General features: G+C 70.2%; 13 protein-coding genes. 4 read left to right on the top strand and 9 right to left on the bottom strand.

Going from position 1 to position 15,792, the window contains the following annotated elements; translation table 11 throughout:
* Nucleotides 1–764: 764 nt before the first annotated feature.
* The 9 genes from tyrS to argC all read right to left on the bottom strand — a co-directional run bounded on the left by tyrS (nucleotide 765) and on the right by argC (nucleotide 10,588).
* A complete protein-coding gene (tyrS, locus tag FLW16_RS25055; protein WP_142562566.1) occupies nucleotides 765–2,030 on the bottom strand; it encodes a tyrosine--tRNA ligase in 1,266 nt (421 codons plus the stop codon).
* Between the two features lie 132 nt (nucleotides 2,031–2,162).
* Entirely contained in the window at nucleotides 2,163–2,846 is a 684-nt protein-coding gene (locus FLW16_RS25050; protein ID WP_142562565.1) for a DNA-3-methyladenine glycosylase, read from the bottom strand.
* Entirely contained in the window at nucleotides 2,828–4,240 is a 1,413-nt protein-coding gene (gene argH, locus FLW16_RS25045) for an argininosuccinate lyase (RefSeq protein ID WP_142562579.1), read from the bottom strand. Before argH ends, FLW16_RS25050 begins: the two co-directional genes overlap by 19 nt.
* Nucleotides 4,241–4,652: 412 nt before the next feature.
* On the bottom strand, nucleotides 4,653–5,237 hold the full coding sequence (locus tag FLW16_RS25040; RefSeq protein ID WP_142562564.1) for an arginine repressor: 585 nt from the start codon (nucleotides 5,235–5,237) through the stop codon (nucleotides 4,653–4,655).
* A complete protein-coding gene (argF, locus tag FLW16_RS25035; protein WP_142562578.1) occupies nucleotides 5,234–6,190 on the bottom strand; it encodes an ornithine carbamoyltransferase in 957 nt (318 codons plus the stop codon). The genes FLW16_RS25040 and argF overlap by 4 nt, the downstream gene beginning before the upstream one ends.
* Nucleotides 6,191–6,245: 55 nt before the next feature.
* Nucleotides 6,246–7,391 carry an acetylornithine transaminase gene (locus FLW16_RS25030; RefSeq protein WP_260615556.1) on the bottom strand — a complete coding sequence of 382 codons (1,146 nt, stop codon included), beginning with the start codon at nucleotides 7,389–7,391 and terminating at the stop codon, nucleotides 6,246–6,248.
* Between the two features lie 41 nt (nucleotides 7,392–7,432).
* Nucleotides 7,433–8,386, bottom strand: a complete 954-nt coding sequence (gene argB / locus FLW16_RS25025; protein ID WP_142562562.1) for an acetylglutamate kinase — start codon at nucleotides 8,384–8,386, stop codon at nucleotides 7,433–7,435.
* Nucleotides 8,383–9,537 carry a bifunctional glutamate N-acetyltransferase/amino-acid acetyltransferase ArgJ gene (gene argJ / locus FLW16_RS25020; RefSeq protein ID WP_142562561.1) on the bottom strand — a complete coding sequence of 385 codons (1,155 nt, stop codon included), beginning with the start codon at nucleotides 9,535–9,537 and terminating at the stop codon, nucleotides 8,383–8,385. Before argJ ends, argB begins: the two co-directional genes overlap by 4 nt.
* A gap of 28 nt (nucleotides 9,538–9,565) precedes the next feature.
* A complete protein-coding gene (argC, locus tag FLW16_RS25015; protein WP_142562560.1) occupies nucleotides 9,566–10,588 on the bottom strand; it encodes an N-acetyl-gamma-glutamyl-phosphate reductase in 1,023 nt (340 codons plus the stop codon).
* A gap of 192 nt (nucleotides 10,589–10,780) precedes the next feature.
* Here argC and FLW16_RS25010 point away from each other — a divergent pair, with 192 nt between their 5' ends.
* The 4 genes from FLW16_RS25010 (at nucleotide 10,781) to FLW16_RS24995 (ending at nucleotide 15,787) form a co-directional block, all read left to right on the top strand.
* Nucleotides 10,781–12,436 (top strand): class I adenylate-forming enzyme family protein, encoded by a 1,656-nt coding sequence (locus FLW16_RS25010; protein ID WP_142562559.1) that lies wholly within the window; start codon nucleotides 10,781–10,783, stop codon nucleotides 12,434–12,436.
* 87 nt (nucleotides 12,437–12,523) lie between these two features.
* Complete coding sequence (locus FLW16_RS25005; protein ID WP_142562558.1) at nucleotides 12,524–12,889, top strand: nuclear transport factor 2 family protein; 366 nt, start codon at nucleotides 12,524–12,526, stop codon at nucleotides 12,887–12,889.
* Between the two features lie 341 nt (nucleotides 12,890–13,230).
* Nucleotides 13,231–14,316 carry a polysaccharide deacetylase family protein gene (locus FLW16_RS25000; protein WP_142562557.1) on the top strand — a complete coding sequence of 362 codons (1,086 nt, stop codon included), beginning with the start codon at nucleotides 13,231–13,233 and terminating at the stop codon, nucleotides 14,314–14,316.
* Between the two features lie 172 nt (nucleotides 14,317–14,488).
* The gene (locus tag FLW16_RS24995; protein ID WP_260615551.1) at nucleotides 14,489–15,787 is read left to right on the top strand and encodes an MFS transporter; all 1,299 of its coding nucleotides are present in this window, start codon (nucleotides 14,489–14,491) and stop codon (nucleotides 15,785–15,787) included.
* Nucleotides 15,788–15,792: the final 5 nt, after the last annotated feature.

Here is a 15,792-nt window from a genome sequence, read left to right as displayed (position 1 = left end):
TGTTAAGCACGCCGCCAGCGTTCGTCCTGAGCCAGGATCAAACTCTCCAAACAATGCTTGAAAAGAAATCTCTCTGGCCGGCACCCCCCGGCTAAGGAAAGATGCCGTCAAAGGAATCCGTCACCGATGAAACCACCGGTCGACGGGGTCATGCATGATTCATGCACTGGCTTTTAGCACACTGTTGAGTTCTCAAGAAACGGACGCGACCACCATCACCCGAAACCCACCAAGGAGTCCCGAGATCCAGGGCGATTACTTCCGTTCGGCCGACTCTACGACGATCGCCGCATCGTAGACCTGGAGGGCCATACGATCTCGGCCGATGCTCTTGTTAGAGTGACCGCCCCTCTCGGGGCAACCACTCCATACTAAACCCTCGCCCGCCTCACGTCAAACCTTTCGGTCTGGCCGCGCCACGAACGACCCCAGCTCGACGTGAACGCCTCGTCTGGGTGGTTGTCAGAGTGGCTTGCCCGTCGGGTCCGGCCGCCTCTCGGCGTCCCGCACTCCCCGGGGGCGAAGAAAACATTAGGCAACGCGGACCCGGCCGTCAAATCACGCCGAGATGGCCGAAACCCTAGGTCAGACGGGAACTTCCGGCGTCGGCCACCCTCCACGCCACACGATTGTTACCTACGTCACACCGACTCTTGGCCATAAAAACAGCCGCCCCGGTCCGGGACCGGGGCGGCTGCCCAGTGTTGCCGCAGTCAGCACAGTGCCGCAGTCAGCGCAGCGCCACAGTCAGCACAGGCGGGAGGTCAGGCGACCTCGACGCCGCCGACCGTCTTCTTGCCTCTGCGCAGCACGAGGAATCGGCCGTGCAGCAGGTCGTCCGACGAGGGCACGTACTCCTCGTCGGTGATCTTCGTGTTGTTCAGGTACGCGCCGCCCTCCTTGACGGCCCGGCGCGCCGCGGACTTCGACTCCACCAGGCCGCTCTGCGCGAGCAGTTCGACGTACGGCGCTCCCAGCGCGGGCACGACCGCCTTGGGCACCTCGGCGAGCGCGGACTCCAGCGTGCGGGCGTCGAGTTCGGCCAGCGACCCCTGGCCGAACAGCGCGCGCGAAGCGGCGATCACCCGGGCCAGCTCGTCGGAACCGTGGACCAGAGTGGTGAGGTCCTCGGCCAGGGCGCGCTGCGCCTCACGGGCCGCCGGCCGCTCGGCCACGGCCTTCTCCAGCTCCTCGATCTCCTCCCGGGTCCGGAAGGTGAAGACCTTCAGGAACCGCACAACATCGCGGTCGTCGGCGTTCAGCCAGAACTGGTAGAACGCGTACGGCGAGGTCAGCGCGGGATCGAGCCAGATCGCCCCGCCTGCCGTCTTGCCGAACTTCGTCCCGTCGGCCTTGGTGATCAGCTTGCCGGTGAGCGCGTGGACGTGGCCGCCCTCGACCCGGCGGATCAGATCGACCCCCGCGGTGATGTTGCCCCACTGGTCGCTGCCGCCGAGCTGCAACGTGCATCCGTGCCGCCGGTACAGCTCCAGGTAGTCGTTGGCCTGCAGGATCTGGTAGCTGAACTCGGTGTAGCTGAGTCCTTCACCGGCCAGCCGGGCGGAGACCGACTCCCTCGCCAGCATGCGGTTGACGGGGAAGTGCTTGCCGACGTCCCGGAGGAAGTCGATCGCCGACAGGTTCGCGGTCCAGTCGAGGTTGCTGACCAGAGTGGCCGCTGTCGGCCCCTCCTCGAAGGACAGGAACTTCTCGACCTGCACCCGGATTCGTGACACCCATTCGGCGACGATGTCGTTGGAGTTCAGCGCCCGCTCGGTGCTGCGGCCGCTGGGGTCGCCGATCAAACCGGTGGCGCCTCCGACCAGGCCGATAGGCCGGTGGCCCGCCCGCTGGAAGCGGGTCAGGATCAGCAGCGTGGCCAGGTTGCCCATGTGCAGCGAGGGTGCGGTCGGGTCGAAGCCCGCATAAACGGTGATCGGACCGTCGGCCAGCGCCTTGCGCAGCGCGTCGATGTCGGTCGTCTGCGCGATCACGTCGCGCCACTCGAGCTCGTCGATGATGTCAGCCATCTCCGACGTCGGCACGAGGTTGCCTGAAGTTGCGGTCACGGTCATGGCTTTCGCTTATCGAATGGTGGATGTACGGGCTTCCGTACAAGCCTGCCTGATCACGGAACCTTATCGCCACTTCTTACCTGCGCGTCAGATCGAGGCACGGCCTCGGCGCCGGGGAACGTGGGCGCGGTAGGGCGAGACGGTGGGGTCTCCGTCGATCCAGAACCTCCAGGGCGTCTCGGCGCCCGCCGACACTCCGGTGCGAGGACCTGTCCTGACCTGGCCGGACGGTACGGGCCGCCCCTCGTGCACCTGGATCGGGCCGCCGGAGCAGCAGTCCGTTCCGTTGTGATCCCGGACCAGGCCGAGCGCCACCGTGAGCCGGGCCGGCCCACGCGCGAGGTCGCGGTCCGGGATACGCCGCACCAACCCCTCCATGTCCGGGCCGTCGGCGTGCGGCATGCGCCGGATGCGCGCGCTGTGCACACCCGCGATCACCTCGCCGGCGCGTAACAGGACGGCCGAGCCGGTGCCCGCGGGCATGCACACGAGATTGGCGCAGTAGTGCATGCCGTACGTGAAGTAGACGTAGAGGTGCCCGGGCGGGCCGAACATGACCGAGTTACGCGGCGTGCGCCCCCGGTAGGTGTGGGAAGCCGGGTCCTGCCCCGGCCCGCCGTACGCCTCGACCTCGCTCAGCCGCACCGCCACAGATCCGTGGACGACCACGCGCCCGAGCAGGTCGGGTGCGACCAGGTCGGAAGGGCGGTCGAAGAAGTCGCGGCCGAGCGGGGCGCCCGCGACCTCCTCGATCAGCTCTCGTTCGCCCATGCCGCCTGACCGTCGACGACGTCCCTGAGGTTCGCGATCTGGTCGCGGACCCGGTCGGGCGCGGTGCCGCCGAAGGCGCTGCGGGCGGCCAGCGCGCCGTGCACGTTCAGCACGTCACGGACGCTCGCACCGGTGGCGTCGACGGCGAAGTGCGGCGAGACCTTGGTCAGCTCGTCGTCGGTGAGCTCGCCGAGGTCCTTGTCGTTCACCTGGCACCACACCACCAGGTGGCCGACGGCCTCGTGCGCCTCACGGAACGGCACCCCGCGGCGGACCAGCAGTTCGGCGAGGTCGGTGGCCAGGGCGAAGCCGTCGGGCGCGCTGGCCTCCAGCTTGGCCTTGTTCACGCGCATCGTGGAGACCATGCCCGACACGGCGGGGAGCACCAGGAGCAGGGTGTCGACCGCGTCGAACACCGGCTCCTTGTCCTCCTGCAGGTCGCGGTTGTAGGTGAGCGGCAGGCCCTTGAGGGTCGTCAGCAGCGACATCAGCGAACCGATGAGCCGGCCGCTCTTGCCCCTGGCGAGCTCGGCGACGTCGGGGTTCTTCTTCTGCGGCATGATCGACGAGCCGGTGGAATAGGCGTCGTCCACCTCGATCCACCGGAACTCCTGCGAAGCCCACAGCACGATCTCCTCGCCGAGCCGGGAGATGTGCACACCGATCAGTGCCGCGCAGAACAGGAACTCGGCCGCGAAATCGCGGTCGGCGACCGCGTCCATCGAGTTCGGCGCGGGGGCGGCGAACCCGAGTTCGGCGGCGACGGCGGCAGGGTCGAGCGGCAGGGAGGACCCGGCCAGCGCGCCCGAGCCGAGCGGCGAGACCGCCGCGCGCCTGTCCCAGTCACGGAGGCGGTCCACGTCCCTGGTGAGCGCGTGGACGTGGGCCAGAAGCTGGTGGCCGAACGACACGGGCTGGGCGTGCTGCAGGTGCGTCATGCCGGGGGCGGCGACGTCGGCGTTCTCCTCGGCCTGGCTCATCAGCGCCGTCTCCAGCTCGACAAGCCGGGAGACGATCATGCGGACGTGGTCACGCAGGTAGAGGCGCAGGTCGGTGGCGATCTGGTCGTTGCGGCTGCGGCCGGCGCGGAGTTTGCCGCCCAGCGAGCCGAGCCGTTCGAGCAGGCCGCGCTCCAGCGCCGTGTGCACGTCCTCGTCGGCCACGGTGGGGCGGAACTCCCCCTTGCGGCACGCCTGGTCGAGGTCGTCGAGCGCGCCCAGCATGCGGTCGAGCTCCTCCTGCGTCAGCAGCCCGGCGCGGTGCAGCACCCGCGCGTGCGCGCGCGAAGCCAGCAGATCGTACGGCGCGAGCCGCCAGTCGAACTGCACGCTCACCGACAGGCGCGTGAGGGCGTCCGCGGGTCCCCCCTCGAACCTGCCACCCCAGAGCCGCATCGGCTTGTTGTCCGCCACCGTCTTCTCCCTCCGATATTCAAGTCCCTGCAGAAAAGATGACCGCGCGCAGTTCCCGCCCGGGGCCGTCGTACGTGGATCCTTGCGCCTTCTCCGGTTTTCTCGGATGAACTTTCGGCGCGGATCCTTCACGCGGATCCTTCTGCGGGACTAATCCGCGACCTTAGCCGACGTACGCCCCGGTCCCTGCACTGGAACCGGGGCGTATGCCGGGTGAATCAGGCCTGGCAGGCGTCCCGCGCGGCCGCGATTTCCTTGTGGTCCATCGAGTGCGGCGATCTCCTGCTGACGTCGATCGGCAGGCCCTTCTCCGACTGCCTCCGCACGGGTCCTCCCGGTGCGGCAGGAGATGGCCACCGACCTGCCGCATCCGCCCGCGAGTGGGCCCGGCACGTCATGGTTCCTGCTTCTCACTGCCGTGGTCGCGGACCTCCACGGCGAGCTTGTGCCTGCTCACGTCGGGCGGGCGGCGGGTGGCCAAATTGAGCAGCGTCTCCGCCAGCGCCTGCCCCCCGGTCGGGTCACGGCTGATGACGAGGATCGTGTCGTCGCCGGCCACCGTGCCGAGGATCGACTCCCAGCCCGCGTGGTCGATCGCCGAGGCGAGGAACTGTGCCGCTCCCGGGGGCGTGCGCAGGATCACGAGGTTGGCCGACGCCTCGGCCGACACCAGGAGCTCCTCCGCGATCCTTCGCAGCCGCGCGTCGGGGTTCTCCGGCAGGCCGTTGGCGGCACCGGTCCGGTAGAGCGGTATCCGTCCCCCGCCCTCGCCGGGCAGCGCGTAGACCAGCGTGCCGTCGTCGGCCCGCAGCTTCAGCGCGCCCAGCTCGTCGAGATCGCGGGAGAGTGTGGCCTGGGTGACCTCCACTCCCTGCTCCGCCAGGAGCTTGGCCAGCTCGGGCTGTGAGCGGACCTTGTGCCTGGTCAGCAGCTCCACGATGCGCGCGTGCCGAGCAGCCTTGGTCAGCGGGATGGTCACGACCCCTCCGCACCCCGCGTCGCCAGCCAGTGCAGCAGCGCCTTCTGGGCGTGCAGCCGGTTCTCCGCCTGATCCCACACCACGCTCTGCGGCCCGTCGATGACGTCCGCGGCGATCTCCAGCCCCCGGTACGCCGGGAGGCAGTGAAGCACGATCGCGTCCTGGTCCGCCAGGCCGAGCAGGGCCGTGGACACCTGGTAAGAGGCGAAGGCCGCGACCCGCTCGTCCTTGCCGTCCTGGCCCATGGACACCCAGGTGTCGGTCGCGACGACGTGCGCTCCGGCCACCGCGGCCTCCGGATCGCTCACCGCCGTGACGGATCCGCCCGTGGCCGCCGCGATCTCGGCGGCCCGCTGCATGACCAGGGCGTCGGGCAGGTAGCCCACCGGCGCCCCGATCCGGACGTGCATGCCGGCCGTGGCCCCGCCCAGCAGGTAGGAGTGGGCCATGTTGTTGGCGCCGTCGCCGAGGTAGGCGAGCGTGAGGCCCCGCGGCGAGCCCTTGTGCTCCCGGATCGTCTGCAGATCGGCGAGGATCTGGCAGGGGTGGAACTCGTCGGTCAGCGCGTTCACCACCGGCACCGAGGAGTGGGCCGCCATCGCCTCGATGCGCTCCTGGCCCGCCGTCCGCCACACGATCGCCGCGACCTGCCGGGACAGCACCCGCGCGGTGTCCTCGATCGGTTCTCCGCGTCCCATCTGCGACGTGCCGAGGTCCATGACCAGAGGCTGGCCGCCCAGCTCGGCGACGCCGACGGTGAAGGAGACCCGGGTGCGGGTGGACGGCTTGTCGAACAGGACGGCGACCGTGCGGGGGCCCTCGAGGGGCCGGTAGCCGAACCGGTCCTTCTTCATCGCCTCGGCGAGGTCGAGCACCTGCGCCTGCTCTTCCGGCGACAGGTCGTCGTCCCGCAGGAAGTGTCTTACTCGCGCCGATCCCGAGCCCTGCCTCATCGGCGCCGAGTCCGCGCCCTGGCCCGGGCCGGCGACGTGGTTCACGAGGTCGTTTTCAGGCATCTGCGGCCTCCAGGATGCCGGGCAGCGCGTCGAGGAAGGTCTGCACGTCGGACTCGGTGATGACAAGCGGCGGCGCGAGCCGTACCGCGTCGGGCTGAAGGGCGTTGACCAGGAAACCGGCCTCCTGCGCCGCCGCCTGCACCTGCGCCGACTTCGGCGCGGTGAGCACGGCGGCCAGCCAGAGCCCGCGCCCCCTGATCCCCTTGAGCAACGGATGCCGCACGGCGGCGATGCCCTCGGACAGCAGCGCCCCCACCTTCACGACATTACCCAGCAGTCCATCGCGCTCGATGGTGTTCAGCACCGCGAGCGCCGCCGCGCACGAGACCGGGTTGCCGCCGAAGGTCGAGCCGTGGTCGCCCTTGGCGAAGACCTCGCCGGCCTCGCCGAAGCCGATGCAGGCTCCGATCGGCAGGCCCCCGCCGAGGCCCTTGGCCAGCGTCAGAACGTCGGGGACGACCCCCTCCGCCTGATGGGCGAACCAGTGCCCGGTGCGGCCGATGGCGGACTGGATCTCGTCGGCCACGAGCAGCGCCCCCGCCGAGGAGCAGATCTCCCTGGCGGTGCGGAAGTAGCCGTCGGGCGGCGGTACAACACCCGCCTCACCCTGGGTGGGCTCCAGGAAGACCGCGGCGCAGTCCTCGGTCACCGCGTTCTTGAGCGCGTCCGCGTCCCCGTAAGGGACGAACCTGACGTCGAGCGGGAACGGCCCGAACTGGTCGCGGATCGAGGGCTTTCCCGTCAGTGACAGCGCGCCGAGCGTGCGGCCGTGGAAGCCGTTCTCCATCGCCACCATGTAGCCGCGGCCGTGCGTCTTGCCGTACTTGATGGCGATCTTGACTGCCGCCTCGTTGGCCTCGGTGCCGGAGTTGGAGAGGAAGACCCGCGCCGGCTCTCCGAGCAGGGCGAGCAGCTTCTCGGCGAGCAGCACCTCGGGCTCGTGCAGGAACAGGTTCGAGGTGTGCGCGAGAGTGGCCACCTGCCGGGACACCGCCTCGACCAGGTCCGGGTGGTTGTGGCCGAGCGAGGTCACCGCGATGCCGCCGATGAGGTCGAGGTAGCGGCGCCCGTCCACGTCCCAGACGGCGCAGCCCTCGCCGCGGGCGATGGCGACCGGCGGCACCCCGTAGTTGCGCATGAAAGCCGCTTCGAAGCGTCCGCGCAGTTCGTCGTTGGTGGTCACCTGGCAACCTCCCCGTTCACGGCGCCGTCCGCCGTCGCTCCGACCCCGCCACGCACCGCCGGGAGGGCGTCGTCGGGCTCCACCATCGTCCCGATGCCCTCGTCGGTGAAGACCTCCAGCAGCAGCGCGTGCGGCACCCGCCCGTCGAGCACGTGGGCCTGTGGGACGCCACCGCGCACGGCGGCCAGGCATGCCTCCATCTTCGGAACCATGCCACTGGACAGCGAGGGCAGCAACGTGGCGAGTTCGGACGCCCCTATGCGGCTGACGACCTCCTCGCTGTTGGGCCAGTCGGCGTACAGCCCCTCGACGTCGGTGAGGACGATGAGCTTCGACGCCTGGAGCGCCACGGCGAGAGCGGCCGCGGCGGTGTCGGCGTTGACGTTGTAGATCCCGCCGTCCTCGCCACGGGCCACGGACGACACCACCGGGATGCGGCCGTCGTCGAGCAGGGCCCGCACGGCGCCGGCCTCGACCCGGACGATCTCCCCGACCTGGCCGATGTCGACATTGACGCCGTCCACGACGACGTGCTTGCGCTCGGCGGTGAACAGGTGGGCGTCCTCGCCGGACATGCCGACCGCGAACGGCCCGTGCTCGTTGATCAGCCCGACCACGTCGCGGTTGACCTGGCCGACCAGGACCATCCGGACGACCTGCATCGCCTCGGGTGTGGTCACCCGCAGCCCGGACACGAAGTGGCTGTCGATCCCGAGCAGATCGAGGTGCGACTGGATCTGCGGGCCGCCGCCGTGCACGATCACCGGCCGCAGGCCGGCGTAGCGCAGGAACACCACGTCGGCCGCGAACTTGGCCCGCAGGTGCTCCTCCGTCATCGCGTTGCCGCCGTACTTGATGACGACGGTCGCGCCGTGGAAGCGCGCGAGCCAGGGCAGCGCCTCGATCAGGGTGTGCGCCTTGTCCAGGGCGCCGTTCCGCCTGACGTTCATGACGAGTACGCCGAGTTCTCGTGCACGTAGGCCGCCGTGAGGTCCGTGGTGTGCACGGTCGCGGTGTGCGGGCCGGCGGACAGGTCGATGGTGATGGTCACGTCGCGGGGCCGCAGGTCGACCTTGGCGCGGTCGTCTCCGGCCGCGCCGCCGCGGCAGATCCAGATGCCGTTGACCGCCACGTTGACCCGCTCGGCGTCGAACACGGCGTCAGTGGTGCCGACCGCGCTGACCACCCGGCCCCAGTTGGGGTCCTCGCCGTGGATCGCGCACTTGAGCAGGTTCGAGCGGGCCACCGAACGGCCCACCGCCACCGCGTCCTCCTCCGACGCCGCGCCGACGACCTCGATGGCGATCGCCTTCGAGGCGCCCTCGGCGTCGACCAGAAGCTGCCGGGCAAGGTCCGCGCAGACGGCGGTGACGACCTTCTCGAACTCGGCGAGGTCGGGGCGCACGCCCGACGCTCCGCTCGCGAGCAGCAGCACGGTGTCGTTGGTCGACATGCAGCCGTCGGTGTCGAGCCGGTCGAACGTCACGGAGGTCGCCCTGCGCAGCACCGTGTCGAGCTCCTCGGACGTGAGGTCGGCGTCGGTGGTCAGCACGCACAGCATCGTGGCGAGCGCGGGCGCGAGCATCCCGGCGCCCTTGGCCATCCCGCCCACCATGTAGCCGTTCTCGCCGCGGCGGAACGAGATCTTGCTGACGGTGTCGGTGGTCCGGATCGCGTCGGCCGCCGCCAGGCCGCCGTCGCGACTGAGCTGGGCGGCCGCGGTCCCCACGCCGCCGAGCAGCGCGTCCATCGGCAGCCGCTCGCCGATCAGGCCGGTGGAGCAGACCGCGATCTCCGCCGCGGAGTCGTCCAGGACCTCCGCCACCTTCTCGGCGGTGGCATGGGTGTCCTGGAAGCCCAGCGGGCCGGTGCAGGCGTTGGCGCCGCCGGAGTTGAGGACGACGGCCCTCACCCGGCCGCCGCTGAGGACCTGAGCCGACCACAGGACGGGCGCGGCCTTGAAGCGGTTGCGGGTGAAGACGCCGGCCGCGGCACGTGAGGGGCCGTCGTTGACGACCAGGGCCAGGTCGCGGGCACCGCCGCTCTTGATTCCGGCGGCGACTCCTGCGGCGCGGAAGCCAAGCGGTGCGGTCACGCTCATGCGCGCTCCTCACAGGGAATGATCTTGGTCACGGGGCGACTCCATTGGTGGGAAGGCCGACTTCTTCCGGCAGGCCGAGAGCGAGGTTGGCACTCTGGATCGCGCCGCCCGCGGTCCCCTTGGTGAGGTTGTCGATCGCGACGACGGCGACGATCCGCCCGGCTCGCTCATCGAGGGTGACCTGCAGGACCGCGGTGTTGGCCCCGACCGTCATCGCGGTCGCCGGCCAGACCCCCTCGGGCAGCAGGTGGAGGAACGGCTCGTCCTTCACCGCCGCCTCGTACGCCTCCCGGACCGCGGCGGGGGTGACACCTGAGGCGGCGGGAGCCGTGCACGTGGCGAGGATGCCGCGGCTCATCGGCGCGAGGGTCGGCGTGAACGACACCCGGACCGGACGTCCGGCGACGGCCGACAGGTTCTGCTCCATCTCCGGGGTGTGCCGGTGCACTCCGCCCACGCCGTACGCGCCGACCGAGCCCATGACCTCGCTGCCGAGCAGGTGGGCCTTGGGCGCCCGGCCGGCTCCGGAGGTGCCGCTCGCGGCGACGACCACGACGTCGGGCTCGGCCAGCCCGGACGCGAAGGCGGGGAACAACGCCAGCGTCGCGGCCGTCGGGTAGCAGCCAGGGACGGCGATGCGCCGGGCGCCGCGCAGGACCTCGCGCTGACCGGGCAGCTCGGGCAGGCCGTAGGGCCACGTGCCGGCGTGGACGCCGCCGTAGAATGCTGTCCACTCCTGCGCGCTGGTCAGCCGGAAGTCGGCGCCGCAGTCGACGACGAGCGTGCCGTCGCCGAGCTCGGCGGCGACCGCGGCCGACTGGCCGTGCGGGAGGGCGAGGAAGACGACGTCGTGACCGGCGAGCACGTCGGGGGTGGTCTGCTCGATCACCCGGTCGGCCAGCGACGGCAGGTGAGGCTGGTGGGCGCCGAGCCTGGTTCCCGCGCTGGACGCGGCGGTCAGCGCGCCGATCTCGACGGCGGGGTGTCCGAGCAGCAGACGGAGCAGCTCTCCTCCCGCATAGCCGCTGGCTCCGGCGATCGCCGCCCTCATCCGCGCCCCCCGATTCTTCACGATCCCTGCATGATCATGCAGCAGACCTCATGTTCTTGCTGGTGTAGAGAGTATGCATCGCAAAGCATGAGCATGCAAGCAGCGTTCCGAGGGATGGACATCTAGCCGACGTACCTACCGGTCGGTATCGTGAAACCTCCGGTTAACGAACGAATCCGGGAGTGCGCCAGCATGACGATCACGAACGAACAGGTCCAGGCCCAGCTCACGGCGCCCGGGCAGCTCTTCGAGATGGAAGAGGTCGAGGTCGGCGGTCACAAGATCCGGGCGTGGAAGCACGCTCCGGCGACCTTCCGGGCCCTCCTGGAGATCACCCGGTTTCACGGGGACAAGGTGTTCATCGTCTACGAGGACGAGCGCATCACGTACGAGGAGCACTTCCGGCTGGCCGCGACACTCGCCAACCGCCTGGTGGACGACTACGGCGTGCGCAAGGGCGACCGCGTCGCCGTGGCCATGCGCAACTACCCCGAGTGGATCGTCTCCTTCTCCGCCGTGCTCGCCGCCGGGGCGGTGGCCGTGCCGCTCAACGCCTGGTGGACCGAGCAGGAGTTGGAGTACGGCCTGAGCGACTCCGGCGCGAAGGTCGTGATCGCCGACGGCGAGCGCGCCGCCCGGATGGCCGGCAGCGGCCTGCCAATGATCGTCACCCGGGGCGAGGGGGCCAACTGGGCCGAGGTCCTCGGCGAGGTCCGCGCCGACGTGACGCTGCCGCAGGCCGAGGTCGGCCCCGACGACCCCGCCACGATCTTCTACACCTCCGGCACCACGGGCAGGTCCAAGGGCGCCCTCGGCAGCCACCGCAACCTCGGCCAGGCGCCGATGACCGTCGCGTACGCGATGATGCGCACGGTGGCGATGGCCGGCAGGGACGTGGCCGCAGCGGCGGAAAAGCGCAGGATCACCCTGCTGACCGTGCCCCTCTTCCACGTCACCGGGTGCTTCGCCGTACTGATGACCACGATGTTCAGTGGCGGCGGGCTCGTGCTGATGTACAAGTGGGACCCCAAGCGGGCCCTGGAGCTCATCGAGCGCGAGAAGGTCACCGTGATGAGCGGCGTGCCGACCAACGCCTGGCAGCTGCTGTCGCACCCCGACCTGGACAAGCACGACATCTCCTCGCTCGGCTCCGTCTCGTACGGCGGCGCCCCGGCCCCGCCGAAGCTGCTGGAGCGGATCACCGAGTCGCTCCCCAACCGGACGCCCGCCAACGGGTACGGCATGACCGAGACGACGGCGCTCGCGATCTACAACAGCGGCGGGGACTACCTGGCCAAGCCCGACAGCATCGGGCTGCCGCTCGCCGTCGTGGACGTCAAGGTCTGCGACCCGCTCGGCGCCGAGCTGCCGCCCGGCGAGGTCGGCGAGCTGTGCATGCGCGGGCCGATCGTGATCATGGGCTACTGGAACCGCCCGGAGGCCACGGCGGAGACGTTCGTGGACGGCTGGCTGCACACGGGCGACCTGGCCCGCATCGACGAGGACGGCTACGTCTACATCGTCGACCGCGCCAAGGACATGGTCATCAGGGGCGGCGAGAACGTCTACTGCGCCGAAGTCGAGGCCGCCCTGTTCGAGCACCCCGCGGTCGACGACGCGGCCGTGATCGGCATCCCTGACGACGAGCTGGGCGAGCAGGTCGGCGCGGTCGTACGGCTCAGGCAGGGCGCCGGCGCCACCGGCGAGGAGCTCCAGGAGTTCCTGCGCGGCCGCATCGCGGCGTTCAAGGTGCCGGTGCGGTTCTGGTTCAGGGAGGCCGAACTGCCGCGCAACCCCGGCGGCAAGGTGCTCAAGACCCATCTCCGCAAGGAGACCCTGGGCCTTTAGGGTTACCTCCCGCGTAATCGCCTCTCCTCGGGGCTCCGTGACACCGTTCACCTGTCGTTACGGAAGACATCCCCGAAGGAGTGGACAATGACCGACTACACCGTCCTGGCCGAGCGTTACATCGCCGCCTGGAACGAGCGCGACGCCGAGGCCAGGGCGAAGGCGGTGGCGGAGCTGTGGACCGAGGACGGCGGCTACACCGACCCGCTGGCCGCCGTCACCGGGCACGAGGGGATCGCGGCAGTGATCGCCGGGGCGCAGGAGATGTTCCCCGGGTTCGTGTTCACCCTGGGCGGGCCCGTGGACGGCCACCACGACATCGCGCGCTTCACCTGGCACCTGGCCCCGGAAGGCGCCGCCGAGCCTGTCGTGATCGGCTTCGACGTCGTGGCGCTCGCCGGGGACGGCCGGATCGGCAACGTGTACGGCTTCCTCGACAAGGTCCCCGCCTGATCGCGCTCCCGGCTCCGGAGTCCGCCCGGGACTTCCACTCCTGGGCGGCTCCGGATGGCCGGCCACCGCCGCGTTCCTCAGGCCGCCGGTCGCCTGAGAGCCCGCATGCGCGGGCATCGCGGAGTCGCCCGACACAGTGCTCATCGGCATGAAAAGTTCATCGGCGTTTCGGCATTACAGGTCGCCTTTGTCGGTTCGCGGACCCGAAATTTTTCAGCCGGTCTTTGACATGTTTCAGAGCCGATTCCCACAATGATCCTCCGGCGAACCCCGGGGCCGGGCGGCGCGCTCCTACCGGTGATAACGCGCCGCCCGGCCCTCCCCCGATCGGAGGAGCAGACATGGCCGACAGCGCCGCGCCTACCGCAAGACGTAAAGGCTTACGCACGACGATCGCCACGGCGCTCGCGGGCGTCCTGACCGCGGCGCTCGCGACCGTGACCCTGTCCGCCACGGCCGCGCAGGCGGCCGACTGCAGTGCCGGATACGTCGGCCTGACCTACGACGACGGCCCCAACCCCAGCAACACGACGAACCTGTTGAACACATTGAAGGCCAACGGCCTGCGGGCCACCATGTTCAACATCGGGCAGAACGCCCAGAACAACCCCTCCCTGGTCAGAGCCCAGGTCGACGCGGGCATGTGGGTCGGCAACCACAGCTGGACCCACCCCCACCTCACCCAGATGAGCAGCTCCCAGATCCAATCGGAACTGCAGCGCACCCAGCAGGCCATCCAGCAGGCCACAGGCTCGGCGCCGAAGCTGTTCCGCCCGCCGTACGGCGAGACCAACTCCACGCTCAAGTCGGTCGAGCAGCAGCTCGGCCTCAAGGAGATCATCTGGGACGTCGACTCCCAGGACTGGAACGGCGCCAGCACCGCCCAGATCGTGCAGGCCGCCGGTCAGCTCCAGAACGGCCAGATCATCCTCATGCACGACCAGTACGCCACCACCGTCGCCGCCATCCCCCAGATCGCGGCGAACCTCCGCAGCCGCAACCTGTGCGCCGGCATGATCTCGCCGTCTACCGGACGGGCCGTGGCCCCCGACGGCGGCGGCCCCGTCTCTCCGTCCCCGTCGAACCCGCAGTCACCCAGCCCCTCTCCCACGCTCACGCCTCCGCCGGGACCGGGCGGATGCACCGCGACGATGCAGACCGTGAACTCCTGGAGCGGCGGGTTCCAGTCCAACGTGACGGTGCGCGCGGGCAGTTCGGCGATCAGAGGCTGGACGGTGACCTGGAGCTGGCCCGGTTCCCAGTCCATCAGCCAGCTGTGGGGAGGCCTGCAGTCCGGTTCCGGCTCCGCCGTCAGCGTGCGCAACGAGTCCTGGAACGGCGGCCTGGGCGCGAGCGCCTCCACCACGTTCGGCTTCGTCGCCAACGGCACCGCCGCCACGCCGACGCTGACCTGCAGCGCGTCCTGACGGACACCACGACGGCACTCCCCTGATTTCAGGGGAGACCGGACGGCCGTACGGCGGGAGGGGACGACCCTCTCGCCGTACGGCCGTCGTGCTCCCGGGCGCTCCGCGCCGGCATCCGGCGAGGAGGAAAAGCAGTTGCCCTCGGAGAGGTGTCTCGTTGAGATGACTCGTCGTGGCCGAAAGTGCTGATCGCTCCCTCAAATCCCTCGCCCGGCGGCTGAGGCTCGACCTCAGCCCACTGCGCGAGTTCCGCGACTTCCGCCTCCTGCTCGGCTCGGGGCTGATCACGATGCTCGGCACGGTCATCACGACCGTGGCCGTGCCGTACCAGATGAAGCAGCTCACCGAGTCCTACGTCGCGGTGGGCCTGGTGGGCATGGCCGAGTTCGTACCGATGGTGGTGTGCGGCCTGTGGGGCGGCGCGATCGCCGACGCGCGCGACCGGCGCACGATCGTGATACTGAGCGAGCTGGGGTTGTGCCTCTCCTCAGTGCTCCTGCTCGTGAACGCGCTGCTGCCCCGGCCGCAGGTGTGGGTGCTGTACGCCGCAGGGGCGCTGGCCGCCGGGCTCGGCAGCATACGCGGGCCAAGCGAGCAGGCGCTGATCAACCGGGTGCTGCCGCTGGACCGGATGCCCGCGGCGTTCGCCGTGCAGGGACTGGTCCGCAACGCCGCCATGATCGCGGGACCGGCCGCGGGCGGTCTCATCGTGGCCATGCTCGGCCCGGCCGCCTCCTACGGAGTCGACGTCGCCACGTTCCTGCTGTCCCTCGCGCTGCTGATCAGGGTCGGCGCGGTCCCCCGAGCCGAGGAGCCCACCCCCGCGTCGCTGCGTTCCCTGCTGGAAGGCGTGCGGTACGCGCTGCGACGGCCGGACCTGATGGGCACCTATCTCGTGGACATCGCCGCGATGGCCTTCGCCAGTTCCACCGCGCTGTTCCCCTTCCTGGCGGAGAACCTCGGCGCGCCCAAGGCCGTCGGAGTGCTGTACGCCGCCGGCGGTGTGGGCGCGGTGATCGCCTCACTCACCTCGGGCTGGACGGCCCACGTCCACCGGCACGGGCTCGCGGTCATCGTCTCGGCCACCCTGTGGGGCGTCGCCGTGGCCCTCGCCGCCCTGATGCCGGACATCTGGCTGGTGTTCCTGTTCCTCGCCGTCGCGGGCGGCGCCGACATGGTGAGCGGCCTGTTCCGCGGCACGATCTGGAACCAGACGATTCCGGACTCCTATCGCGGGCGGCTGGCCGGCATCGAACTGCTGTCCTACTCGACCGGGCCGATGCTGGGCGACGCCCGGGCGGGGTTCATGGCCCAGTTGGGCGGCGCCCGCTTCTCCCTGGGGGTGGGCGGCCTGCTCTGTGTGGCCGCGGTCGGTGTGATGGCGGCCGCGTTGCCCAAGTTCCGCGGATACGACGCGCGGACCGACGAGCACGCGCTCGCCCTCCGCCCGCCGGAGTCCGCGACGGCGTGAAATGT

Origin of the sequence: Microbispora sp. KK1-11, from assembly GCF_006874435.1 — a bacterium.
In the GTDB taxonomy this organism is placed as follows: domain Bacteria; phylum Actinomycetota; class Actinomycetes; order Streptosporangiales; family Streptosporangiaceae; genus Microbispora; species Microbispora catharanthi.
The sequence above is the reverse complement of the archived record's forward strand: the minus strand, read 5'-3'. Positions and strand labels throughout refer to the sequence as shown.

What these genes read in the sequence shown, in the direction of transcription:
- tyrS (WP_142562566.1), bottom strand. Translation starts at nt 2,030, where the DNA reads ATGGCTGACATCATCGACGAGCTCGAGTGGCGCGACGTGATCGCGCAG.
- FLW16_RS25050 (WP_142562565.1), bottom strand. Translation starts at nt 2,846, where the DNA reads ATGGGCGAACGAGAGCTGATCGAGGAGGTCGCGGGCGCCCCGCTCGGC.
- argH (WP_142562579.1), bottom strand. Translation starts at nt 4,240, where the DNA reads ATGCGGCTCTGGGGTGGCAGGTTCGAGGGGGGACCCGCGGACGCCCTC.
- argF (WP_142562578.1), bottom strand. Translation starts at nt 6,190, where the DNA reads ATGAGGCAGGGCTCGGGATCGGCGCGAGTAAGACACTTCCTGCGGGAC.
- FLW16_RS25030 (WP_260615556.1), bottom strand. Translation starts at nt 7,391, where the DNA reads ATGCGCAACTACGGGGTGCCGCCGGTCGCCATCGCCCGCGGCGAGGGC.
- argB (WP_142562562.1), bottom strand. Translation starts at nt 8,386, where the DNA reads ATGAACGTCAGGCGGAACGGCGCCCTGGACAAGGCGCACACCCTGATC.
- argJ (WP_142562561.1), bottom strand. Translation starts at nt 9,537, where the DNA reads ATGAGCGTGACCGCACCGCTTGGCTTCCGCGCCGCAGGAGTCGCCGCC.
- argC (WP_142562560.1), bottom strand. Translation starts at nt 10,588, where the DNA reads ATGAGGGCGGCGATCGCCGGAGCCAGCGGCTATGCGGGAGGAGAGCTG.
- FLW16_RS25010 (WP_142562559.1), top strand. Translation starts at nt 10,781, where the DNA reads ATGACGATCACGAACGAACAGGTCCAGGCCCAGCTCACGGCGCCCGGG.
- FLW16_RS25005 (WP_142562558.1), top strand. Translation starts at nt 12,524, where the DNA reads ATGACCGACTACACCGTCCTGGCCGAGCGTTACATCGCCGCCTGGAAC.
- FLW16_RS25000 (WP_142562557.1), top strand. Translation starts at nt 13,231, where the DNA reads ATGGCCGACAGCGCCGCGCCTACCGCAAGACGTAAAGGCTTACGCACG.